General features: G+C 70.1%; 21 protein-coding genes. 8 read left to right on the plus strand and 13 right to left on the minus strand.

Translation table 11 applies throughout. The features are described from left to right. Window positions 1-15: 15 nt before the first annotated feature. From LT965_RS11995 to LT965_RS12005, 3 genes are all read left to right on the plus strand, one after another. Window positions 16-1,005, plus strand: a complete 990-nt coding sequence (locus LT965_RS11995) for an SDR family oxidoreductase (protein ID WP_232701039.1) — start codon at window positions 16-18, stop codon at window positions 1,003-1,005. Window positions 1,006-1,157: 152 nt separating this feature from the next. After that, window positions 1,158-1,628, plus strand: a complete 471-nt coding sequence (locus LT965_RS12000; protein WP_232701040.1) for a GNAT family N-acetyltransferase — start codon at window positions 1,158-1,160, stop codon at window positions 1,626-1,628. 31 nt (window positions 1,629-1,659) lie between these two features. Continuing rightward, complete coding sequence (locus tag LT965_RS12005) at window positions 1,660-2,718, plus strand: NAD(P)-dependent glycerol-1-phosphate dehydrogenase (RefSeq protein WP_232701041.1); 1,059 nt, start codon at window positions 1,660-1,662, stop codon at window positions 2,716-2,718. On the opposite strand, the gene LT965_RS12010 is transcribed toward LT965_RS12005, so the two are convergent. The 5 genes from LT965_RS12010 to LT965_RS12030 all read right to left on the minus strand — a co-directional run bounded on the left by LT965_RS12010 (window position 2,711) and on the right by LT965_RS12030 (window position 8,534). Further along, window positions 2,711-3,730, minus strand: coding sequence for a lysylphosphatidylglycerol synthase transmembrane domain-containing protein (locus tag LT965_RS12010; protein ID WP_232701042.1), 1,020 nt, complete (start codon window positions 3,728-3,730; stop codon window positions 2,711-2,713). The two genes, LT965_RS12005 and LT965_RS12010, sit on opposite strands and share 8 nt — an antisense overlap. A 22-nt stretch (window positions 3,731-3,752) precedes the next feature. Then, window positions 3,753-4,820, minus strand: coding sequence for a M48 family metalloprotease (locus LT965_RS12015; RefSeq protein ID WP_232701043.1), 1,068 nt, complete (start codon window positions 4,818-4,820; stop codon window positions 3,753-3,755). A gap of 90 nt (window positions 4,821-4,910) precedes the next feature. Continuing rightward, entirely contained in the window at window positions 4,911-6,704 is a 1,794-nt protein-coding gene (locus LT965_RS12020) for a S9 family peptidase (RefSeq protein WP_232701044.1), read from the minus strand. Between the two features lie 83 nt (window positions 6,705-6,787). Continuing rightward, window positions 6,788-7,591, minus strand: coding sequence for a formyltransferase family protein (locus LT965_RS12025; protein WP_232701045.1), 804 nt, complete (start codon window positions 7,589-7,591; stop codon window positions 6,788-6,790). After that, the gene (locus tag LT965_RS12030; RefSeq protein ID WP_232701046.1) at window positions 7,584-8,534 is read right to left on the minus strand and encodes a polysaccharide deacetylase family protein; all 951 of its coding nucleotides are present in this window, start codon (window positions 8,532-8,534) and stop codon (window positions 7,584-7,586) included. Before LT965_RS12030 ends, LT965_RS12025 begins: the two co-directional genes overlap by 8 nt. Before the next feature lie 142 nt (window positions 8,535-8,676). Here LT965_RS12030 and LT965_RS12035 point away from each other — a divergent pair, with 142 nt between their 5' ends. Then, window positions 8,677-9,744 (plus strand): glycosyltransferase, encoded by a 1,068-nt coding sequence (locus LT965_RS12035; RefSeq protein WP_232701047.1) that lies wholly within the window; start codon window positions 8,677-8,679, stop codon window positions 9,742-9,744. Window positions 9,745-9,852: 108 nt separating this feature from the next. After that, window positions 9,853-10,149, plus strand: a complete 297-nt coding sequence (locus LT965_RS12040; protein ID WP_232701048.1) for a DUF3303 family protein — start codon at window positions 9,853-9,855, stop codon at window positions 10,147-10,149. Between the two features lie 82 nt (window positions 10,150-10,231). On the opposite strand, the gene folP is transcribed toward LT965_RS12040, so the two are convergent. Next, window positions 10,232-12,673, minus strand: coding sequence for a dihydropteroate synthase (folP, locus tag LT965_RS12045; RefSeq protein WP_232701049.1), 2,442 nt, complete (start codon window positions 12,671-12,673; stop codon window positions 10,232-10,234). A 173-nt stretch (window positions 12,674-12,846) separates the two neighbouring features. Here folP and LT965_RS12050 point away from each other — a divergent pair, with 173 nt between their 5' ends. Then, complete coding sequence (locus tag LT965_RS12050) at window positions 12,847-13,686, plus strand: hypothetical protein (protein ID WP_232701050.1); 840 nt, start codon at window positions 12,847-12,849, stop codon at window positions 13,684-13,686. Window positions 13,687-14,138: 452 nt separating this feature from the next. Here the strand turns inward: LT965_RS12050 and LT965_RS12055 are convergent, their stop codons facing one another. Then, window positions 14,139-15,749, minus strand: coding sequence for a formyltransferase family protein (locus tag LT965_RS12055; RefSeq protein WP_232701051.1), 1,611 nt, complete (start codon window positions 15,747-15,749; stop codon window positions 14,139-14,141). Window positions 15,750-15,918: 169 nt separating this feature from the next. Between LT965_RS12055 and purB the strand changes: the two genes are divergently transcribed. Continuing rightward, window positions 15,919-17,295, plus strand: a complete 1,377-nt coding sequence (purB, locus tag LT965_RS12060) for an adenylosuccinate lyase (protein ID WP_232701052.1) — start codon at window positions 15,919-15,921, stop codon at window positions 17,293-17,295. A gap of 40 nt (window positions 17,296-17,335) precedes the next feature. After that, window positions 17,336-17,545 carry a zinc ribbon domain-containing protein gene (locus LT965_RS12065; protein ID WP_232701053.1) on the plus strand — a complete coding sequence of 70 codons (210 nt, stop codon included), beginning with the start codon at window positions 17,336-17,338 and terminating at the stop codon, window positions 17,543-17,545. Here LT965_RS12065 and LT965_RS12070 read toward each other — a convergent pair whose 3' ends face one another. From LT965_RS12070 to dapA, 6 genes are read right to left on the minus strand one after another with little or no spacing between them, the layout of a single operon-like run. After that, complete coding sequence (locus tag LT965_RS12070) at window positions 17,546-18,613, minus strand: M20/M25/M40 family metallo-hydrolase (RefSeq protein WP_232701054.1); 1,068 nt, start codon at window positions 18,611-18,613, stop codon at window positions 17,546-17,548. It abuts the gene before it with no gap. Next, a complete protein-coding gene (gene dapF / locus LT965_RS12075; RefSeq protein WP_232701055.1) occupies window positions 18,606-19,424 on the minus strand; it encodes a diaminopimelate epimerase in 819 nt (272 codons plus the stop codon). Before dapF ends, LT965_RS12070 begins: the two co-directional genes overlap by 8 nt. Next, window positions 19,421-20,647, minus strand: coding sequence for a diaminopimelate decarboxylase (lysA, locus tag LT965_RS12080; RefSeq protein WP_232701056.1), 1,227 nt, complete (start codon window positions 20,645-20,647; stop codon window positions 19,421-19,423). Before lysA ends, dapF begins: the two co-directional genes overlap by 4 nt. After that, window positions 20,644-21,477 carry a 2,3,4,5-tetrahydropyridine-2,6-dicarboxylate N-succinyltransferase gene (locus tag LT965_RS12085; protein ID WP_232701057.1) on the minus strand — a complete coding sequence of 278 codons (834 nt, stop codon included), beginning with the start codon at window positions 21,475-21,477 and terminating at the stop codon, window positions 20,644-20,646. Before LT965_RS12085 ends, lysA begins: the two co-directional genes overlap by 4 nt. Further along, window positions 21,474-22,217 (minus strand): 4-hydroxy-tetrahydrodipicolinate reductase, encoded by a 744-nt coding sequence (dapB, locus tag LT965_RS12090; protein WP_232701058.1) that lies wholly within the window; start codon window positions 22,215-22,217, stop codon window positions 21,474-21,476. The genes LT965_RS12085 and dapB overlap by 4 nt, the downstream gene beginning before the upstream one ends. Then, entirely contained in the window at window positions 22,214-23,119 is a 906-nt protein-coding gene (gene dapA / locus LT965_RS12095; protein ID WP_232701059.1) for a 4-hydroxy-tetrahydrodipicolinate synthase, read from the minus strand. The genes dapB and dapA overlap by 4 nt, the downstream gene beginning before the upstream one ends. Window positions 23,120-23,238 lie beyond the last annotated feature (119 nt).

Here is a 23,238-nt window from a genome sequence, read left to right on the forward strand (position 1 = left end):
ACCCGACTCTGTGGTATGGATTCCGCACTCGTCGTCGGCGGTACGCGGTTCGTCGGCCGCCACCTCGTCGAGGAACTGCTCGCACACGACTACCACGTCACGACGTTCAACCGCGGCAACCACGACGACCCGTTCGCCGAGAACGACCGCGTGGACCGCGTCGAGGGCGACCGCAACGAGCGCAGGGACCTGCTGACGGCGAAACGCGAAGCCGACCCGGACGCCGTCTTCGACTGTATCGCGTACAAGCCCCGGGACGTGGAGTCCGCGACCGACATCTTCGCCGACGTCGACGCCTACGTCTACGTCTCCAGCGGGGCGGCGTACGCCGACGAGGAGGTCCCCAAATGCGAGGACGAGACGGCCCTGGAGAGTTGCACGGCCGAGCAGGCGACCGACGACTCGTGGGCGACCTACGGCCCGCGGAAGGCCGCGGGCGACCGAATCGTCTCCGAGGCGGCCGAACGTGGCGTGAACGCGATGGCAGTCCGTCCGCCGGTCATCTACGGGCCCCACGACTACACCGAACGCCTCGCCTACTGGGTCCACCGCGTCGCCGAGTACGACGAGGTGGTGGTGCCGGGGGACGGCACGAACCTCTGGCAGCGCGCCTACGTCGAGGACGTGGCACAGGGGCTCCGGCTCGTCGCCGAGGAAGGCGACCCGGGCGAGGCGTACAACGTCGGCGACCGGAACGCGGTCACGCTCGACCGGATGCTCGACCTGATCGCGGACGCGCTCGAGACGGATGTGGAGCGAGCGTACACCAGTCCCCGCGAACTGTCCATCGTGGACCTCTCGCCGGACGAGTTCCCGCTGTACCGCGACTACCCACACCTGCTGAGCACCTCGAAGATCGCCGAACTCGGCTACGAGTCGACCCCGCTCGACGAGGCGATGGCGCGCACCGTCGAGGCCCACCGCGAGAACGGGCTGACCGGCGAGGACGAGGGTCCAGAGCGCGAGACGGAGGAGCGACTGCTCGACGTGCTCGGCACGGTCTGAGCCGCCGTCCCACGCCCCCCAAACTGTTTTGACAGCCGTCCGCGAACGAACGGTAGAGCTGACCGATGACCTGGCTTCTCTCTCACTGACGGCGCCGTCCACCCGCCGTCGCTCGTCCGTACCGCGTTCGACTACCAGCAGCTACACCGACAATGGAGATACGAGAAGCCACACCGGATGACGCACAGACCGTGAACGCAGAACTGCTCGAACCCGGGTTCCGCGAGACGACCGCGGTCGACCCCGAGTTCTCGGAACTCGACGAGGCGGGCGTCGCGGACGCCGGCCTCGACCGCTGGCTGGACACCGAAGACCGTGTCGCATTCCTCGCCGAGCACGACGGCACGTTCGCCGGCTACATCGCCGGCATTCGTAACGACAGCCCACCGATTTACACGCGGGGTGATCGGACCCACGTCGACGGGCTCTACGTGAAACCCGCGTTCCGCCGCGAGGGCGTCGCCTCGGCGCTGTTCGACCGCATCGAGGCGTGGGCCCGCGAACGGGACTGCGAGTACCTCGGCGTATCCGCGCACGTCGACAACGAGGCGGCGGTCGAGATGTACGACGACGCCTTCGAGCGGAAGTACGTGAGCTACCGCCGCCGTATCCGGGACGAGTAGACTTTTACTCGCGCCCCGGCGACGTACTCCCATGTTCGAGAAGTCGAAGTGGATCAGCCTCCCGCGGAACGTCGTGGTCGGGCACGACGTGCTCGACCAGACCCGGGAGGTCGTCGCCGACACCCACCTGACGGGGCGACCGCTCGTGGTGACGAGCCCCTCCCCGAAGGAGGTGGGCGCCGACCGCATCGTCTCGCAGTTCGCGGACGCCGGCGACGACCCCGAACTCGTCGTCGTCGACGAGGCGACCTTCGACGCCGTCGAGGACGTCCTCGCGGTCGCCCGGGAGGTCGACGCCGGCTACCTCGTCGGCGTCGGTGGCGGCAAACCCATCGACATCGCGAAGATGGCCAGTGACCACCTCGGCACCGCGTTCGTGAGCGTGCCGACGGCCGCGAGCCACGACGGCATCGTCTCCGGGCGCGGCTCCGTCCCGGAGGGCGACACCCGCCACTCCGTCGCCGCCGCGCCGCCGGTCGCCGTCGTCGCCGACACGGGTATCATCGCAGACGCGCCGTGGGCGCTCACCACCGCGGGCTGCGCTGACATCATCTCAAACTACACCGCGGTGAAGGACTGGCGACTCGCGAACCGCCTCCAGAACGTCCCGTACAGCGAGTACGCGGGATCGCTCAGCCAGATGACCGCGGAGATGCTCGTCGACAACGCCGACGTCATCAAGCCCGAACTGGAGGAGTCCGCGTGGGTGGTCGTGAAGGCGCTGGTCTCCTCGGGCGTCGCGATGTCCATCGCTGGCTCCTCGCGGCCCGCCTCGGGGAGCGAACACCTGTTCAGCCACCAGCTCGACCGCATCGCGCCGGGGAAGGCCCTCCACGGCCACCAGGTCGGCGTCGGCTCCATCCTCGCGGAGTACCTCCACTCCGGCGAGCAGGGCGAGTGGCGGGCGGTCCGGGACGCGCTCGCCAGTCTCGACGCGCCGACGACCGCCGACGAACTCGGGGTCAGCGAGGGTGAGGTCCTGGAGGCGCTCACCTCGGCCCACGAGATCCGGGACCGCTACACGATCCTCGGCGGCGGCATCAGCGAGCCGGCCGCCCGCGAGGTCGCCCGGAAGACCGGCGTCATCTGACCGTCTCGTCGAGGGTGGTCAGTGCGAGCCCACCGATGGCGACGTGCGGACCGAACGTGGCCACGCGGAAGAGGACGAGCGCCGAGGCCAGTGCACCCAGCGGGTAGCCCGCGAACAGCGCCAGCAGCCCCCCGAGCGCCGCGTCGAGCGGTCCGACGCCGCCGGGAATCGGGAGCGCGAGCGCGAACCCCGCCACCGGCATCACCACCATCACCACGTACAGCGACACCGGGAGGCCGACGGCGTGCAGCGAGAAGAACAGCGGGAACACGTTGAGCAGCCAGCCGAGGGTGGCGGCGCCGACCGCGAGCGCGAGGCGCCGCCGGTCGTTGAGCAGCGCCTCGACACTCTCGAAGAAGCTGTCGAGGACGCCGTGAACCTGGGGCCGCGAGAGCCGGTCGTTCAACCGGGGGACGACGCGCCCGAACGTCCTGCGAACGACAGAGGACAGCCACAGCAGGACGTCGACGACGCGTCCCCGGCGGTGGGCGACGGCGACCAGCAGACCGACGGCGACGCCGAGCATCGCGACGAACGCCACGACCACGACGACCAGATTGCTCGTGTCTCCACCGCCCGCGGCGACGCCGGCGACGCCCGCGGTGGCGACGACGGCCGACGCCACTATCGTGAGGAACTCCCAGCTCGCGGCCGCGGCGACGCCCGAACTGACGGTGGTGGTGGCGTCCTTGCTGACGCTGTACGCGACGAACGCACTCCCGCCGACGGTGCCGGCGGGAATCAGACTCCGGACGAACGTCGCCGCTAGCCACGTACGACGGACGAGCGACGCGTCCGCCCCCCGGGCCGGGACGTCGAGGACGATGCGCAGTCCCTCGGCGTTGACGACCATGCCGAGCACCGACACGGCGACCGCGACCGCGAAGATACCGAGGTCCGCGGTCTGGAGGTTCTGCACGACGCGCTCCCAGCCCACGCCGACGAGCAGGGCGACGACGATGGCGACGCCGACGAGAAGCCGGAACGCGACGTCGCGACGGTCGTAGTCCACACCCCCTCCCACTCCCGACCGGTCAAAAACGGTTGGGGTCACGGAGCCGGTCGAGGCGGCGGGAGACCGAGGGGTGCAGCGACAGCAGGCCGACCAGCGGCGGGCGTTCGGTCGGCACGAGGCCGCGGTCCGCGAGCGTGGCGAGTGCGGCGTCCATCGCCCTGGCACCGACGCGTCTCGCGGCGTACGCGTCGGCGTCGAACTCCGTCCAGCGCACGACCGGTCCGGCGGCCAGCAGTAGCCCGACCGAGGCCACCACGGCGGGCGCGAACTGGACGACGACGCCGCTGGCCGCGAGGAACAGCGGGACGAGGGCGAGGCTGGTGGCGAGGAACCGGGCGAGCACGTGTCCGCGGCGGTGGTGGCCGGCCTCGTGAGCGACCACGGCGGCGGCCGATTGCGCGTCGAGCGTCCGGAGCAGCGCGTCCGTCACGAAGACGTACCGGAACCCGGGGAGGAGGCCGGCGGCGACGGCGTTCGCCACGGGGCTGCGGTCCGTGACGACGACGCGGACGCGGAGGCCACGCGCGCAGTTCGGCAGGACGGCGCGCTCCCCGTCCGTGAGGTCGCGTACGGGGCCGAAGTGGGCGGCCGCGATGGGAAGTCCGGCGACGACGGCGAGCGCGGCGCCCCCGACGTACAGGACGCCGACGAGCCCGGGTGGTGCCACCAGCCACGCCGCGACGACGACGAACGCGGGGACCGTGAGCAGCCCCGCGATGGCGAGATACCGCCGGACGGTCGCGGGGTAGTCTGGCGACTGGCCGGCGACCGACGCCCACGCGGGCCGCGACCCGAGGTGGACTGCGAGCGCGGGCAGAACGCCCCCGACGACGACCGTACTCGCCAGCCCGGCGAGCAGGCCGAGCGTGAGGGGGCCGGGGACGGCGCTCGCGACGACGTCGTCGAGCGGCGATGCGGTCGCCAGGACGACGCCGCCGATGCCCACGCCGACCTGCAGGAGGCGGTTCGCGCGCCGGAGTCGGGCGGCTGCCGCCACGGGGTCTGTGGGTCGAACCGCGGCCGTCGCGACGAGCCAGCTCGCAGCGTACGCGCCGACGGGGAGTGCGAGGAGGGCGGCCGCGTGCATACACACCTCGTACGGATCCGTGCCACTAAGCCGCGACGGTCACAGCCGCGACGGTCACGGACCTCGTTCCGAATCGACCACAGACTCCGTTCAGACGTGTTCGTCGAGGAACTCGACGACCGTCCGGTAGGCCGTGATCTTGTTCTCCAGTTTCGCGAAGCCGTGGCCCTCGTCCTCGAAGACGAGTTTCTCGACCGGGACGCGTTCGCTCGCCACCTCGACGATCCGTTCGGCCTCGCCGACCGGCACCCGCGGGTCGTTGGCACCGTGGAGGACGAGCAGCGGCGACCGGATCTTCTCGGCGTTGTTCGTCGGGCTGATGGACTCGAGGAACTCGTGGTCATCGGCGAGGCTGCCGTACTCTGCCTCGCGGTGTTCGCGGCGCCAGTCGCCCGTGTTCTCGAGGAACGTGACGAAGTTCGCGATGCCAACGATGTCGACGCCCGCGGCGAACGCCTCGGGGTACTCCGTGAGCGACGCGAGCACCATGAACCCGCCGTAGGAGCCGCCGTAGGCGACAATGCGGTCGTCGTCGACGTCGTCCCGGGCGGTGAGCCAGTCGACGCCGGCCTTCCCGTCCTTCACGGAGTCCATCCGGTTGCGGACGTTGTCGAGGTTCATGTACGTCTTTCCGTACCCCGACGAGCCGCGGACGTTCGGTTCGAAGACGGCGTACCCGTTGTCGACGAAGTACTGCCGGAGGGACGTGAAGAACGGGCGGCGCTGGGCCTCCGGGCCGCCGTGGTAGTCGACGACGACGGGGTGGGGTCCCTCGCCGTCCGGGAGCGTGAGGAACGCCGGAATCTCCAGGCCGTCGAAGCTCTCGTAGTGGACGAGTTCGACGTCGCGGAACGTCTCGCGGGGGATGCCGGCCGTCGACGCGTTCGTCCACCGCCGACACGCACCGGTCTCGACGTCGACGACGTGGACGTTCGTGTTGTCCGTCGGCGAGGACAGCGAGACGGCCACGCGGTCGGCGTTCGGGCCGAAACTCAGGCCGAACACGACGCCGTCGGGGAGTTCCGGCACGGGGTACTCGTCGAGTGTCGTCCCGTCGGCCTCGGCGAGCGTGAGTTCGCTGTAGCCGTCGACGTTCCGGACGTACGCCAGTCGCCCCGAGTCGTGGTCTGTCGAGACGGCCTCTATCGGCCAGTCGCCGCCGTCCACTACGCGCTCGACGTCGCCCGTCTCCGGGTCGAGCAGACCGAGGTAGCGCACGTCCGAGTCGTGGTCGGTCGCGACGTAGAGCCCCTCGCCGTCGGGCGTCCACGCGACCGACGAGAAGCGCGTGTCCGCCTCGAACGGCGTGACGTGGGTGACCTCGCCGCTGTCGAGGTCGAGGACGTGGAGGTCGTGGCTGAAGTTCGAGTGGCCGTCGTGGAGCACCAGGCGGTCGTCCTCGGGGCTCCACCCCGCAGCCGAGATTCGGCTGAACTGGTCGCCCGCCGCGACCAGTTCGGCGTCCTCGCCCGTCTCGTCGCGGCCCTGCACGTAGACGTCGAAGACGGCCTGGTCCCGGCGGTTCGCCGCGTACGCGAACCGGTCGCCGTCGTGGCTCCAGCCGCCCCAGTTGTGTTTCGCGTCGGGGGCGTCGGTGAGTGCGACGTCCTCGCTGCCGTCCGCCGAGAGTCGGTGGAACTGGACGAACTCGTCGCCGCCCTCGTCCATCCCGTAGACGAGTTCCTGTCGCGTCGGCGAGAACGACGCGTACACCACGCGTTCGTCGTGGAAGGTCAACTGCTCGGGCCACGACTCGGGTTCGTCCAGCCGCCACACCTGGTTCGAACCGGTCGTGTCGAGCATGAACGCCAGTTCGCCGGACGGCCCCATCGACGGGCCGCCAGCCCCGCGGACGTTGAGGTACCGCTCGATGTCGTACGCCATTGCCCTACGTCTGGGTCGGGACCGCCGTTAGCCCTTCGGGTGCCGGAACCGGGGCCGGTCGCATGGGGTAGGCGACACCGTCGTCACTCGAGCAGTACCCCGCGGGCCGTCTTCCCCAGGTAGGTGACGACAGGGTGCCCACGGGGGAGCGTGTACAGGTCGCCGAGTTCCGCCTCGGAGAGCGTCTCCGGTTCGAAGGACTCACACTCCAGTCGCCGCACGCCCTCGGCGAGCATGTCCTGGGACGCGTCGAACAGGCGACACCGGACCACGCTCCACGTCGGCGCGTCGGCGATGTGGACCCGCTTGGAGTACACTACTTCGCCGCCGTCGAGCGTCTCGTTGATGCGCTGGAGGGTGACGCCGGCCGTCTCCCGGCCGTGGACGTACTCCCAGAACCCCATCGGCTGCCCCCTGTACTCCCGGAAGTCGCCGTGGTGGAAGCTCAACACGCCCATCTCGGGTGCGCTCAGTGCGTCGCCGACGAGGAAGCCGAAGCCGAAGCGGACGGCGACGTCCGTCTCTGCCATGCGCTCGACGGCGTGCTCCGGGAGCGCGTTCTTCCAGCCGTCGACCGACTCCGGAACGCAGTCGACCCACTCGGCGTCCGCGACGCCGTCTATCGCTCGAATCGGCACCGACTCCAGGGGTTCGAGGTCGTCGCCGAACAACTCCATCGCGGCCGCGACGACGCCCCACTCGCGGAGTTCGACGAGGCGACGGACGGCGTCGGCGGTCGAGCGCTCGTTGTCCGAGGCGTCCGCCACGACGAGGCCGATCTCGGCGTCCGTCTCCTCGACCATCCGCTGGACGGCTGCCGCCTCCCACGCGGGAAGGCTGTCGCTGTGCGCGAGCAGACAGACCCGGGTGGTGTCGCTCTCAGCCACGTGTTCTCACCGCCTGCTGGTCGCCGCGGACCTGCTCGTTCAACTCCGCCATCGTCCGGACCTCGAGTTCGCCCCGGTCGCGTCTGGCCGCGAGTTCGTCGAGGAACGTCCGGACCACCGGCCACTGGTACTCGTTCGAGAGGTCGTAGAGGTGACACCAGAGGTGGCAGTCGCCCTCGCGTTCGGCGGCCTCGTCGAGCGCGCGACGGAGGTACTGTCGCTGGAGGCGCTGTCTGAGTCGGACCGGGAGCGCGCGGAACGGCGCGGGCACCGACCGCCGTCCCGACGGCAGCGCCGAGGACGTCAGCGAGGGGTAGGAGGTGCAGTACGTCTCGACGACGCCGTCGACCAGCTCCGGTTCGTACACCGGGTGGGGGCCGTACAGCAGTTCCTTCAGACGAGCGGCGGTGCTGCGGTCGCTCGTGTCCCGGCTCATCCGCATGCACTCGATGCCCGCCTCGCGGAGCTGTTCCGCGGGCGGTCTGCTGTGTCTCGGGGGCACGATGGAGTCCGTCCCCGATCCGGTCGCTGCGCGGATCAGCGACTGGGCCTCCTCCAGCTCCCACGCGACCGTCTCCGGCGTGGCTTCCCCGCAGATGACGTGGGAGTACGTGTGCGTACACAGTTCGTGGTCGGTCGTGTGGTCCCTGATCTGTCGCACCATCTCTGGCGCGTAGAACAGCGGGTCGCGGGCCTCATCCGTCCCCGGGTCGTTGTCGAACCACCCCTCCCTGTGTGGGCCGTCGTGGTCCCCCGCACAGTCCGACTCGAAGAGGTGGCCGACGACGTCGAAGGAGATAGGGACGTCGACCGAGTCGCAGTGTTCCAGCAGGCGCCCGAGACACGCCCGCTCCGCCGAGCCGTCGTCGCTCAGGTGCGGGTACTCGCCGACGTCGTGGACCCCCCAGCCGAGCTCTATCTCGATGCTGATCGTGACCGCCATCTCGTTGGGCTTCGCCGACGACCGGGATTAGTAGCCACTCGTTTACGGTGCCCGTTCCGCAGTAGGGTCGGCGTTCGTCGCGGGGCCCTGCCCGGAACGTGGAACGGAACGGTTTTTACCCGCGTGTTGCGTGCCGACGTGTATGCGAGTGGCGTTCGTCTCCGAGACGACCGCCCACCACGCCGACGGCGACGATCTCGACCGGCTCGACCTGCTCGCGGGGTTGCTCACTGAGCACGGCCACGAGGTCCACGTCTGCTGTGCACAGTGGTGGGAGGGCCGGCCGGACACCTTCGACTACGAGGACGTGACGTACCACGCCGTCACCGCCGAACCCGGCCGCCGTTGGTTCTCCCCGGGCGTCGCCGCCACCCTCCGCGGGATCGACCCGGACGTCGTCCACGCGACGTCCCGGACGCCCGGCCACGTCTACGGCGCGCGGTGGGGCGGCCTGCTCGCCGGCGCCCCGCTCGTCTGCGAGTGGTACGACCCCCACGACACCCGGGCCGGCCTCCGCGGCCGCGCCTACCGCTACGCCGCACGCCGTCCGAGTGCAGTGGTGACGCCCTCGCGGACCGTGAAGACGAGCGTCCGTGAGTGTGGCGGCGACGGCGAGGACGTGCGCGTCGTCCCGACGGGCATCGACATGGACCAGATCCGCCGCGCGGTCCCCGGCGACGGCGGCGACATCGTCTTCAGTCGGCGGCTGGACGAGAACGCCAACCTCGAGTCGCTGTTCCTCGCGCTCGCGGAGTTCCGCGAGTACGACTGGAACTGCACCGTCGTCGGCGACGGGCCGGCGCGCCGCGGCTACGAGCGGCAGGCCCGGGACCTCCGCATCGCCGACCGCGTCGACTTCGTCGGCGACTGCACCGTCGAGGAGCGCGTCGAACTGTTCAAGAACGCCCACGTCTACGTCCACACCGCCGAGTCCACGTCGTTCGCGCGCGACCTGCTGTGGGCGCTCGCCTGTGGCTGCGTCGGCATCGTCGAGTACCACGCCCAGTCCAGCGCCCACGAACTCGTCGAAACGTACGACCGCGGGTTCCGCGCGACCAGCGACGAGGAGATCGTCGAGTGCCTGGTCGCGGCCGGCGACCTCGAACGCAAGGCCGTCGACGAGGAGTTCGCCGACTACGACTACGACGCGTTCGCCGACACCTACCTCGACGTCTACCGGGACGCCCAGGAGGACGCGGGCCTGCTCTGAGCCGCGCTCCGGTAACAAGCAACCTGCCCAGTCGTCTCCCACTGGAAACTGCGTGGTATGTTAACGGGATATAGCGTTTTCTCCCAGTTCGTCGTATTACTGCCCACGATGATGTTCCACGTTCGATTGACCCACAGCCCCGAGAACTGCTGGGCGCGCGACGAACACGAGCAGAAGGCGACCGAGTTCGTCGAGCGCATCGAGAACAACGAGGAAGGGCCAGGTGTGGGCGTCCGGAGCGCGTTCGCCGCGCCGAACGAACACACGTTCTACCTGCTGGTCGAGTCGGACTCGTTCGAGGACCTGACTGGGTTCCTCGGGCCGCCGCTCCTGCACGACCACGACGCCGACGTGGTCCCCGTGACGACGTTCGGCGGAGCGCTGGACACGCTGGACCTGGAGTGAACGCGAGACCAGTCGGGTTCGCACCACTACTCACTGATTCGACTACAGCCGGCCCAGACCCTGTATCGAGAACTCTCTCCGACTACGCTCGGTCGTCTCCGTCGCGCATCTCTTCGGCGACCCGAACGGCGGCGACGTTCTCCTCGACGTCGTGGACGCGCACGATGTCGGCCCCACGGTCGGTCGCCAGTGCCGTCGCGGCCGTCGTCGCGTAGCCACCCTCGTCGGGGTAGCGGTCGACCGCGCCGAACATCGACTTCTGGGAGTGCCCGACCAGGACGGGACAGCCCAGCGCGTGGAACTCGTCGGTGCGGTCGAGAATCTCGAAGCTCTCCGTCGCCGATTTCCCGAAGCCGACGCCGGGGTCGACGATGATCTTCTCCCGCGGGAGGCCGGCCTTCTCCGCGAGCAGCACGCGTTCGGCGAGTTCGCCGACGACGTCCTCGACGACGTCGTCGTAGTGGACGTCCTCGCCGGGTTCGACGGGCGCGTTGATGGAGTGCATCACGACCAGCGGCGCGTCGTACTCGGCGGCGACGAACCGCATCTCGGGGTCCTCGAGGCCCGTCACGTCGTTCAGGATGTCGGCCCCGGCTTCCAGGGCTCGTCGGCCGACCTCCGCCTTCCGGGTGTCGACGGAGACGAGCACGTCGAGGTCCGCGAGCCGTTCGACCACCGGGAGCACGCGGTCGAGTTCCGTCTCGAGGGAGACAGGGTCGGCGCCAGGTCGGGTGGACTCGCCACCGACGTCGATGACGTCCACACCTGCCGCGACCATCTCCTCGGCGCGCGCGACGGCGTCCTCGACGCGCTCGTACTCGCCGCCGTCGTGGAAGCTGTCCGGCGTGACGTTGAGGATGCCCATCACGGCGGTGCCGTCCTCCCACGGGTAGCCGTGGGTCTCGGGGCTCGTCTGGATGCCGAGGTCCTCGCGGAGTTCGCTGGCGAACACGGACAGGCCGTAGGGCTGCCCGTCGAGTTTCTCGCAGAGGCGCTTGAACTGCGCGAGCGTCCCCATCAGCACCGCGTCGAAGGTGCCCCGTGGCTGCTCGTTCAGCCCCGACAGCGAGCACTCCGCGCCGAGGCTCAACATCTCCTCCTTGAGGTACTGGGCCTGCCGCTTCTGCACCCGCGTCTTCACGACGCGGTGGACGCCCTTCGCGCGCATCCGCCAGACGCCCGGCGGGGTGACGTGCGCTCCCTCCAGCGTCTCGCGGGCCTCCGCGAGGTCCCGCACCTGCTTCGGGAGGTTCGTGCGCGTCCACCGCGTGCGCGCCTCCGCGACGGTGAACAGCGACCCCGTGACGAGCACCAGGTCGTCCTCGTTCGCCTCGTCCAGTGCGGCGTCGACGGCCGACTCTACAGAGCGTTTGACGGTCGTCTCGCCGGCCCCCGCCTCCGCGAACACGGTCGCGAGCACGTCGGCGTCCTCCGCGCGGTCGGTGTCCGGTTCGCAGACCCACGCGTGGTCCGGCGTCGGGAGCGCCGCGGCCATCCCGCGGTGGTCCTTGTCGTGCATCGCGCCGAAGACGTAGAGCAGGCGGTCGTAGTCGAACTCCGCGACGGTGTCCGCGAGCGCCTCGCAGGCGCCGGTGTTGTGCGCGCCGTCGAGCGCGACGACGGGGTCGGCGCCCATCACCTCGAAGCGGCCCGGCCAGTACGCCTTCCGGAAGCCGCGCGCGACGGTGTCCGGGTCCACGTCCGCGACCTGCCGGGCGAGCACCGCGGCGACGCCCGCGTTCCTAGCCTGGTAGGCGCCGAGCAGCGGAATCCGTGCGTCGACCGACCAGTCGGCTCCTGCCAGCGAGACCGCGGCCTCCGTGTGGTTCGTGCGTCCCTCGTAGCGGACTACCACGTCGACGCCCACCCCCTCCTCCCCGACGGCGACGACGTCGCCCGCCTGCTCGCGGACCGCCTCGAGTGCGCTCCCCGTGGTCGCCGTCACGAGCGGGTTGTCGGCGGGCGCGACGTGGGCCTTGTCGCGGGCGATCTCCTCGACCGTGTCTCCGAGCACGCCAGTGTGTTCGAGCGTCACCGAGGTGACCGCGCTCGCCTCGGGGTCGACGACGCTCGTCGCGTCGTAGCGGCCGCCGATGCCCACTTCCAGCACCGCGACGTCGACGTCCTGTCGGCCGAACTCCCAGAGCGCCATCGCCGTCACGACCTCGAAGAACGTGGGGGCGTCCCCGTCTGCCGCACGCTCGTTCACGCGCGGCCGGATCGCGTCGACGAACTCGGTGAGCGCCAACTTCGACATCCGGCGGCCGTTCACCGTCACGCGCTCACGCACGTCGTCGAAGTGCGGGGACGTGTACAGCCCGACGTCGAGGCCCGCCTCCCGGAGCGTGGACTCCACGAGTCGGGCGGTGCTGCCCTTCCCGTTCGACCCCGCGACCTGCACGTACCGCGTTCCCTCGTGGGGGTCGCCGAGCGCCGACAGCAGGTCCGCCGTCGAGTCCGTGCCAGGCTTCGGCCGGTAGCGGCGGAGGTCGAGGAGGAAGTTCGCCGCCTCGTCGTATCGCATAGTCGAATCGAGCGTACCGGCCCGCATTAGACTGTCGGACCCGGTTGCGCTCCGGGCCGCGCCGTCCCACCGCTGGCGGCGAACTCGCTCGCTGTGGCGCGTGACAACGGGATACGTCAAACGGCCGTTTGTGTATTCAGAATACATTTTCCACCCCCCGACGATGGACGGGTATGGAACGACGTAGGTTCCTCGCTGGCCTGACCGCCACAGTTCCGCTCGCCCTCGCGGGCTGTATAGGTGGCCAGGACGACGAAGACGACACCTCCACGACTGCACCGACAGACGACACGACTACGCAGACCCCCGACGACACGACGACCACGACGACCGACTCCGGGCCGCTGTCGGTCGGCGACGCCGTCAGCCTCGGAGACGGCCGCGAACTCGCCGTCGTAGACGCCGGCGCGTCGGCGTTCGCCGTCACGCGCGGCACCGGCGCCGAGCAGGTCCACGCGAGCGACGACGAACGGTTCGTCACCGTGAAGTTCGCGCCGACCGGCATCGACGACTACCAGTCGTTCGTCGCGGAGAACGTCACCCTCACCATCAACGACGAGGAGACGTTCGCCGACCCGGTGTTCCCGCTGGGCGGCGGCTCGAACCGGTTCGACGCCGCCTACGCCATCCCGAGGGACCTCACCCCCTACACTGCGACGGTCTCCGTCGAGACTGGGAGCGAAGCCGCGAGCTGGGAGTTCGACTCCCGCGACATCGAATCTGTCACCCAGAACGTCGATTTCTCGGTCGGGGAGCTCTCCGTCCCGGATTCGGTTCCCGCCGGCGAAGGGTTCACGGCCGAACTCCCGGTCGACAACGGCGGGGGAGCACTCACGTTCTACGCCGTCGTCCAGGGCACTGCGAACGCCCCGACGCGCATCTCCGAAGACCTGCCTGCCAGCGAGGAGACGGTCGTCGAGATCCAGCCGACGGCGCCCGACACCGACGGCGAGTTCGACCTGACCGTCGACTGGAGTGCGGGCAGCGCCACGAAGACCGTCCAGCTGGAGTAACGGGTACGTCAAACGGCTGTTTGTGCTTACCCAGTTTCTTTGATACTACCCCGGCTCGATGCGAGTGGAGCGCGTTCGGCCCTCCAGAGCATCGCAGCATCCCCCGCTGCTTGCCACGACAGTCGACTACTGTCATCCCCCCCTGGCGCTCCACTCCCCCCGTTCTTTCGAGTTGTTAGCGACGTGACTCGGCGAGTTGCGCTTCGCTGACGACCAGTGGCGTCGTCGACTCCGCTCGTGACGAGCTTTCGGCACTCCGTCACTGCGTTCAGTCGTGCCGAAAGCGCCGATAGACTCGATTCGCTCGGCTATCGAACTTCCGTCACTAATCGTGACGGAAACGCCGGGGCGCTCGTCCCTCGCGCTCCGAGCTTCAGACACGACTGAGCGCCGGCGAAGGCGTGTCTGAAACGCCGATAGACTCGCTTCGCTCGTCTATCGAGCTTCCGTCACTAATCGTGACGGAAGCACCTGTGTCCGGTGAACACCATCGCCATGCCGTGCTCGTCGGCGGCTTCGACGACGTCCTCGTCGTTGACCGATCCGCCGGGCTGGACGACGGCTTCGACGCCCGCCTCGGCCGCCACCTCGACGGCGTCCGGGAACGGGAAGAACGCGTCCGAGGCCATCACTGCACCGTCTGCGCTCTTCCCTTCGGCGTCCCGGTCGGCCTTCTTCGCCGCGATCTCGACGGCGTCCACGCGGCTCACCTGACCGACGCCGAGGCCGACGGTCTCGGTGCCGTCCGCGAACAGGATGCCGTTGGACTTCACGTGCTTGAGCACGCGCCACGCGAACAGCATCGTCTCCAGTTCGTCGTCGGTGGGTTCGCGCTCGGTGACGACCTCCAGGTCGTCGCGGTCGGGCGCCCATCGGTCGCGCTCCTGGACGAGGCGACCCCCGACGAGCGGTTTCTCCGCGAACCGCTCGGTGTCGTCCCCGAACGGCCCGGTGTCGAGGACGCGGAGGTTGTCCTTCTCCCGGAGGACGGCGAGCGCGTCGTCGGTGTAGCCGGGTGCGACGACGACCTCCTTGAACGACTCCGTGACGAGTTCTGCCGTCTCGGCATCGCAGGTGCGGTTCAGCGCGACGATGCCGCCGAACGCGCTCTTCGCGTCCGTCGCGAGCGCGTCCTCGTACGCCTCCGCGAGCGTGTCGGCGGTCGCACAGCCCGCGGGGTTGGTGTGCTTGATGACCGCGGCCGCGGGGTCCTCGAACTCCGTGATGAGGTTGAGTGCGCCGTCGGCGTCGTTGTAATTGTTGTACGACAGCGCCTTCGCGCCCTCGTTGCGCTGGTCGGCGTGGACGACGCTCGCCGCCTCGCAGGTGTCGTCGCGGTACACCGCGGCGTCCTGGTGGGGGTTCTCGCCGTACCGGAGGTCGGCGACGCGGGTGCCGCCCGCAAGCCGACGCGTGGGGAACTCACCCCCGGCGTCGGCGTCGACGGTCACGCCGTCCTCGGTGACTTCGAGGGCTCCCTCGGCGACCCAGCGGACCGCCCGTGGGTACGCCTCGAACTCGGCGTCGTAGAGCACGCGCTCCTTCAGGGAGGAGAGGTTGTCGTCGCCGAACACCGGCACCGGTTCCTGGGTGACGATGGGGCCCGCGTCGACGTCGTCCTCGCGGACGCTGCCGTCGTCTGCGACGGCGTTCGTCACGACGTGGACGGTACAGCCCGTCACCGAGACCTGGGCGTCGAGCACCTGTTCGTGGGCGTCCGCGCCCGGGAACGACGGCAGCAGGCTCGGGTGGACGTTGAGGGTGAGCGGGACCGAATCGAGGAACGTCTCCGAGAGCACGCGCATGTAGCCGTCGAGGCAGACGAGGTCGACGTCGTACGCCGAGAGCGCCTCGACGACGCGCTGTTCGTGGTCGCGGCGGCTCTCCTCGTCGCCCTGCTCGACGACCTCCGTGGGAATCCCCCGGTCCTCGGCGGCGTCGAGGACGGGCGCGTCCGCGTGGTTCGAGAGCACGAACGCGAGTTCGGCGTCGCCGGGCGCCACGTCGTCGATGTGCAGGAGGTTCCGGCCGCGGTTGCTGGCGAGGCCAGCGATGCTGGTCATGTCTACACGAGCGGCCGCGACCCGCAAAGTGGTTGCGGTTCACTCGCCGAAGATGTGCACGAACTAGTACAGAAAGAAGGATCGAACCTCCTCGAAACCACTTGGGTACACACGTCCGTGCCTTCCGGGGACCGGCAGGCTTTTGGAGCGAGCGCGGCGACTCGCGAGTATGACCGACGACAGCGCTCTGTACGCGGTGACGCCGCTGGACGGCCGGTACGCCGGCCGCACCGCGCCGCTCGCGGAGTACGCCAGCGAGGCCGCGCTGATGCGCGCTCGCGTCCGCGTCGAGGTCGAGTACCTGCTCGCGCTCGCGGACCTCGACGCAGTGTCCCTGGACCTCACCGACGACGAGCGGACCGACCTCCGGGCCGCCTACGAGGCGTTCGACGCCGAGGACGCCCGCCTCGTCAAGCAGATCGAGACCGAGGGCGCGCTGGGCTACGACGCGACCAACCACGACGTGAAGGCCGTCGAGTACTTCGTCCGGGAGTCCGCGCCCGAGCGCGCTCACCCCTGGATCCACTTCGCGCTCACCAGCGAGGACGTGAACAACCTCGCGCACCGCCTGCTCGCGAAACCCGCCGTCGAGGACGTCCTCGTCCCGGAACTCCGCGAGGTCCGCGATGCACTCGTCGCGTTCGCCCACGACTACGCCGACCTCCCGATGCTCGCACGCACCCACGGTCAGCCGGCGACCCCGACGACGTTCGGCAAGGAGATGGCCGTCTACGCCGCCCGCCTCGGCCGTGCGGTCGCCCGCGTCGAGGCCGCCAGCGACGATCTCGCCGGGAAACTCGCGGGCGCCTCGGGCACGTGGGCCGCCCACCACGCCGCGTTCCCGGACGTCGACTGGCGGGCGTTCTCCCGCGAGTTCGTCGAGGGCCTCGGCCTGGACTACGTCGAACCGACGACGCAGGTCAACCCCTGCGACGACCTCGCGGTGCTGTTCGACGCGCTCCGGGGTGCGAACAACGTCCTGCTGGACCTCTCGCGGGACGTCTGGCTCTACGTCTCCCAGCGCTACCTCGGTCAGGACGCCGCCAAGAGCGAGACCGGGTCCTCGACGATGCCCCACAAGGTCAACCCCATCGACTTCGAGAACGCGGAGGGGAACCTCTCGAAGGCGAACGCGGACCTCACCTTCCTCGCGGACTACCTCACCACCAGCCGCCTCCAGCGTGACCTCTCGGACTCTACGGTGAAGCGCAACCTCGGGTCGGCGTTCGCCTACTGCCTGCTCGCGTACTCGAAACTCGGCGACGGCCTCGAGAAGGTCGCCCCCAACGAGGCCGTGATGCGCGAGGACCTGCGCGCCAACCCCGAGGTGATCGGGGAGGCCGTCCAGACCATCCTCCGCCGCGAGGGTCACGGCGATGCTTACGAGCGCGTGAAGGACCTCACGCGCGGCGAACGCGTCACACTCGAGGACTTCCATGACCTGTTCGCGACCCTGGACGTCGACGACGAGGTCCGCGACGAGTTGCTCGCGCTGACGCCGGAGTCGTACACGGGCGTCGGCGCAGACGTCGCCAGAGACGCCTGAGGCGAGAAGGTTTTTACCGGAACGCGCCGCAGTTGCGGCCATGTCCCCGGACGAGAACGGCTGCCCGAAGTGCGGTCACGACGAGGTCGACGTCGGCAACATCTCCACGACCGGCTCGGGCCTCTCGAAGATGTTCGACATCCAGACGAACAAGTTCCAGACGGTCACCTGTACGAGCTGCGGCTACACGGAGCTGTACAAGGACGTCGGCTCCAGCGGTGCCGACCTCGCCGACGTCTTCTTCGGCTGACTACACCAGCGAGTCGACCGCGTCGGTGAGAATCTCCGCCGCGCGCTGGACGTCCGGACGGCGGACGTACTCGCGCTGTGCGTGAGCCACGGGTCCCTCATCGTCGGCGAGGACGCCCGGGCCGAAGACGACAGTCGGCGCGTCCGCGGCGAAGTAGGAGGCCTCCGTGGCCGCACCGAACGAGCACGGGTCGCCGGCGCCCGCCGCCAGGAGCGCACGGACCACGTCGGCGTCGTCTGGAGTGTCGAACGCCTCGAGGAACGGCGTCTCTCGGTCGACCGGCAGGACCTCGACGCCGACCGACTCGTCGACGGCGGCGCGGACGTGCGCCTCGAAGTTCGCGAAGAACTCGTCCTGACTCTCCGGCGGGACGGTCCGACGGTCGACCACGAGTTCGCTGTGGTCCGGGATGCGGTTGGCCGCGTCGCCGCCAGAGACGACGGTTGGCGTGAGCGTCGGCGGGCCGAGTTCGGGGTGTTCGTCCGGGCCACGTTCGGCGTCGAACGTTCGAACCGCTGCGAGGACGTGCTCGAGAGCAGCGACGGTGTTGACCCCCTCTCCGGGGCTCGCAGCGTGCGCGCCCACGCCGGTGAGTTCGACCGTCCCCTGGAACCGGCCGCGGGCGCTCGTGCACGCCGCGAGGTCCGTCGGCTCCCCGACGACGTAGGCGTCTGCATCGACGTCCAGTGCGTGCGCGCCGTTCGAGTCCGTCTCCTCGTCGGGCGTGATCGCGAGCGTCACCCGTCCCTCTCCGGGTTCGACGGCGAGGAACGCGGCGAGCAGCGCGGCCAGCGGCCCCTTCGCGTCGCAGGACCCACGCCCGTGGACGACGTCTCCCTCCCGCGCGAACTCGACGTGCGGCGGGACGGTGTCGATGTGGGTGTTCAGGACGACGTGGGGGTGACCGCTCCCGCGCGACGCGAGCACGTTCCCGGCGTCGTCCACCGCTGGCTCCTGGCCGTGCTCGCGAAGCGTCTCGCAGAGCAGGTTCCGCATCTCCGTCACGTCCTCGTGGGAGGGCGTCTGTACCGCCGCCTCGTGGAACGCGAGCGGGTCGAACTCAGGCATCGAGCGAGCGCGCGGGGACGGCCTCTACCTCGCCGCCCGCCTCCTGTTCGGTCGCGCCACGCAGCGTCGCGCGGCCCCCCGAGAGGTCGACGTGGAGTACGCCACCCGGGGGTCGGACGCGCACCTGTTCGCCACAGCGGTCGTCGCGGTGGGCGACGGCCGCGATGGCCACCGCACCCGTCCCGCAGGACCGCGTCTCGCCCTCGACGCCGCGCTCGAACGTGCGCTGGCGGAACTCACCGTCGCCATCGGGGGACGCGAACGTGACGTTCGCGCCGTCCGGGAACGCCTCGTGGTGGCGGATGGCGGGCGCGTTCGTCTCGACGTCTACGTCGTCTACGTCGTCGACGAACACGACGGCGTGCGGGACGCCCGTGTCCACGGCGGTCACCTCGTAGCCCGCCAGTGGCTCCTCGACCATCGCCTCGTCCCGACGCACCGGGACTTCGGTCGGCTCGAACCGCGGTGTCCCCATCTCCACGGTGACCGTCTCGCCGTCGACGTCCGCGCGCCGGGTGCCGGCCTGGGTGTCGAGCATGACCGCGTCCGCGTCCGTGCGCTCGGCGACCCAGCGGGCCGCACAGCGCGCGCCGTTCCCGCACATGTCCGCCGTCGAGCCGTCTGGCTGGAACAGCGTCATCACCGCGCGTGGCGGTGTGTACGCGTCTTCGAGTGCTAGAAACAGGACGCCGTCGACGCCCTGGCTGTCACAGAGTGCCTGGGCGAACGCCCCCCGGTCGGGGACGTACTCGGTCGCGTCGACGATTACGAAGTCGTTGCCGGTGCCGTGGTATCGGTCGTAGGGAATCATCGTTCTGGGGCGGTGAGGGTGGACAGTTCGTCGCGTTCGCGGACGAGTCGGTCGTCGCCACCCTCGACGGCGACGACCGCTGGTCGTGGTCGGGAGTTGTACTGTGAGACCATCTCGATGCCGTAGGCGCCCGCGTTGCCGACCGCGAGCAGGTCGCCGCGCTCCGGGTGCGGGAGCCGACGGTCCTCGGCGAGCACGTCCGTGCTCTCGCAGATGGGGCCGACGACGCTCACCAGGTCCTCGTCGCGGTCGGCCGCGTCGGCGTCGAGCGACCGGACCTCGTGGTGGGCGCCGTAGAGCGCGGGGCGCAGCAGCGTCGTCATCCCGGCGTCGACGCCGGCGAGCGTCGCGCCGTCGGTTGGCTTGACGGTGTTCACCTCGGTCAGCAGGACGCCCGCGTCGGCGACGAGGTAGCGTCCCGGTTCGACGACGATGGCCGCGTCGACGTCCGCGAGCACGTCACGGGTCGTCGCCGCCACGGACTCGAGGTCGAGCGGTTCCTCCTGGGGGTGGTACGGGACGCCGAAGCCGCCGCCGACGTCCACGAACGAGAGGTCGACCGGCGACTCACGGGCTACTTCGACGAGACGCTCGACGACCTCGCGGTGGGACGCGACGTCGCTCTCGTCGAGCATGCCGCTGCCGACGTGGGCGTGGATGCCGACGACGTCGAACCCTCGTTCGGCCGCCTCTCCGAGGACGCTGGCGGCCTCGTCGTGGGGGACGCCGAACTTCGCGTCCGCACCGGTCGCCACGTCGGCGCTGTGGCCCGCGCCGACCCCCGGGTGGACACGGAGTGCGAGACGGCCGGCGAAGCCGCGTTCGGCGAGTCTGTCGATGGTGTCCCGGGCGCCGACGACGAACGTCGCCTCGGGTGCCGCGTCGAGCACGTAGTCGAGGTCCGCGTCCGGCGGGTTGACCGCGGTGTAGTGTACCTCCCGGGGGTCGTAGCCCGCCTCGATAGCGCGGAACACCTCGCCGGCGGCGGCGCACTCCGCGCTCGCGCCGGCCTCGCGGAGCGCCCGGAGGACCGCGCGGCCCGCGTTCGCCTTGACCGCGTAGTGGACGTCGGCGTCCGGGAACGCGGCGGCGACGCGGTCGAAGTTCTGGCGGGTGCGGTCGAGGTCCTGCACGTACAGCGGCGTGCCGTACTCGTCGGCCAGCGCCCGTAGCTCCGCGGCCGACCAGTCGGCGAGCCGTCGTACGGCAGGATTCGACGTCACGACCTGAGTACCTCCTCGCGCTGCGTGGCGTCCAGCGTCTCCGCTTCGAGGTCCAGCGCCACCACCGCGGGCTTGTACGCGCCGCCATCGAAGAGGTCGTGTTCGCCGACGCTCGACTCGACGAACCGCGTGAACGCCCGGCGCTCGGGCGGCAGTTCGCCGTACAGTACCTCCTCCTCGACGAGGTCGTAGACGGGGATGCGCGGGGTCAGCAGCGTGTTCTCGCCGACGACGGAGTCGTGGCCGACGACGAACCCGGAGGTGACCCGGCAGCCAGCGCCCAGCGAGACGTTGTCCTCGACGACGACGGGCGCGTCCTCGACGGGTTCGAGCACGCCGCCGATGAGCGTGTTCGCGCCGAGCTTCACGTCCTCGCCGATCTGCGCGCAGGAGCCGACCGTGTCACAGGAGTCGACGAGCGTGCCGTCGCCGACGTGCGCGCCGACGTTGACGAACGCCGGGGACATCACGATGCAGTCCGCGCCGACGTGCGCGCCGCGCCGGAGGACGGTGCCGTCGGGCGTGTTCCGGGTGCCGCGTTCGAAGAGGTCGTCCGTGCGGCGCAGCGGGAGCACGTCGTGGTAGGTCACGTCGCCGTACTCACGCGGCTGCGTCTCGCGGAGCGCGAAGTTCAGTAGCACGCCGCGCTTCACCCACTCGACGGCCTCCCACTCTCCGTTCTCCTTCCGTGCGGCGCGCACCTCGCCGGCTTCCAGGGCGTCGAGGAAGGCGTCGAGCGTGTCCGCGTCGTCGGCCGTCGCGGTGTCCGCACTCACGTCGCCCGCGTCGTGTCGCCGCCAGAGGTCGCGTACGTCGTCTTCGAGACTCATAGGTCCGCAGCCACCTCCTCGAAGCGGTAGAAGCCGGCTGGCTGGTCGGCCAGCCACGCGGCGGCGTCGAGCGCGCCCGCGGCGAACACCCGCCGACTCCCGGCGCGGTGCGTGAGTTCGAGTGACTCCTCGTTGCCGGCGAGCAGCGCCTCGTGCTCCCCGGTCACGTCGCCCGCTCGCCGCGCGTGGACGCCGATTTCGCCGTCTTCACGGGGCTGGTCCCCGACCCGGCCGTGGACGCGTTCGCTCTTCCCGCGAGTCTGGTCGATACGCTCCAGCAGCACGTTCGCCGTGCCACTCGGAGCGTCCCGCTTCCCGCTGTGGTGGGTCTCGGTGACCTCCACGTCGTACTCGGGGAGCGCTGACACCGCGGCCTCCACGGCGTCCAGCAGCGCCTGCACGCCGCGGGAGAAGTTCGCGCCGTGGAGGACGGGGATGTCCTCGCCGGCGTCTCGGAGCGCCGCTCGCTGGTCTTCGTCGAAGCCGGTCGTCCCGACGACGATCGGGACGCCGGCGTCTGCTGCTGCACTCACGTGCGCCACGCTCGCGTCCGGCACAGTAAAGTCTACGACCGCGTCAGGATTTCGCGAGACCAGCAACTCGGCGACGTCGTCTGCCGCGTCTAGGTCGCCGGCAGGGTCGCGGGACGCCGTGAACGCCACCTCGTCGCCGCGCTCCGCTGCGACCTCGCGGACGGTTCGTCCCATCCGGCCGGTCGCGCCTGTGACGCCCACTCTCATACGGAGAGCTCTCGTTCGGCGAGGTCGTTCAGCGCCTCCCGGAGCGGGGCCCAGTGGTCCTCGGAGAGCGGTGTGAGTGGCGAGCGGTAGTTCGCCGGGCCGTGACCGCGGAGCTCTTGGGCGGCCTTCACCGGGATCGGGTTCGACTCGGCGAACAGCGCGCGATTGAGCGGTTCGAGCTCCTGGTGGCGCCGTCGGGCGGTCTCGAAGTCGCCGTCGAGGGCCGAGTGGACGAGGTCGCCGACGCGCTCGGGTTCGACGTTCGCGGTCACGCTGACGGTGCCGCGCCCGCCGACCGAGATGATCGGGAGCGTCAGGCCGTCGTCGCCGGAGAGCACCGAGAACTCCTCGTCGGCGGTGCGCTCAACGATTTCGCTGACGCGACCCACGTCGCCGCTGGCGGCCTTGTAGCCGATTATGTTCTCGTGGCGCGCCAGTTCGACGGCGGAGTCCACCTCGATGGTGCGGCCCGTCCGGGACGGGACGTTGTAGAGGACCTGCGGGACGTCGACGCGGTCCGCGATCTCGCGGTAGTGAGCGACCATCCCGGCGGGTTCGGGGCGGTTGTAGTACGGCGAGATGAGGAGGAGCGCGTCCGCGCCGGCGTCCACGGAGCGGCCCGCGAGGCCGACCGCCTCGTGGGTGGAGTTGCTGCCCGCGCCGGCGATCACTGGGACGTCGCCGTCGGCCGCGTCGACCACAGCCTCGACCACTTCGACGTGTTCGTCGTGGGTGAGGGTGGCGCTCTCGCCGGTAGTGCCGACGGGGACGAGGCCGTCGACGCCACCGTCGACGAGGCGGCGGGTGTGGTCGTGGAGTCGGTCGAAGTCGATGCTTCCGTCGTCGGTCAACGGCGTCGTCATCGCGGGGTAGACGCCGTCGAGGGGTGTCGTGAGTTCCATGTTGAGTGCTGTGGGGTGTCTGGTAGGCGGGCCGTACTGCCAACGGCGGCCCGACACGGGAGCGCTACGCCCGCGTCGAACCTAGTGGTCGGCTGTGCGGCGTTTACCCGAGAAGGAGA

It is taken from the genome of Halobacterium wangiae (assembly GCF_021249345.1).
Taxonomy (GTDB): Archaea; Halobacteriota; Halobacteria; order Halobacteriales; family Halobacteriaceae; genus Halobacterium; species Halobacterium wangiae.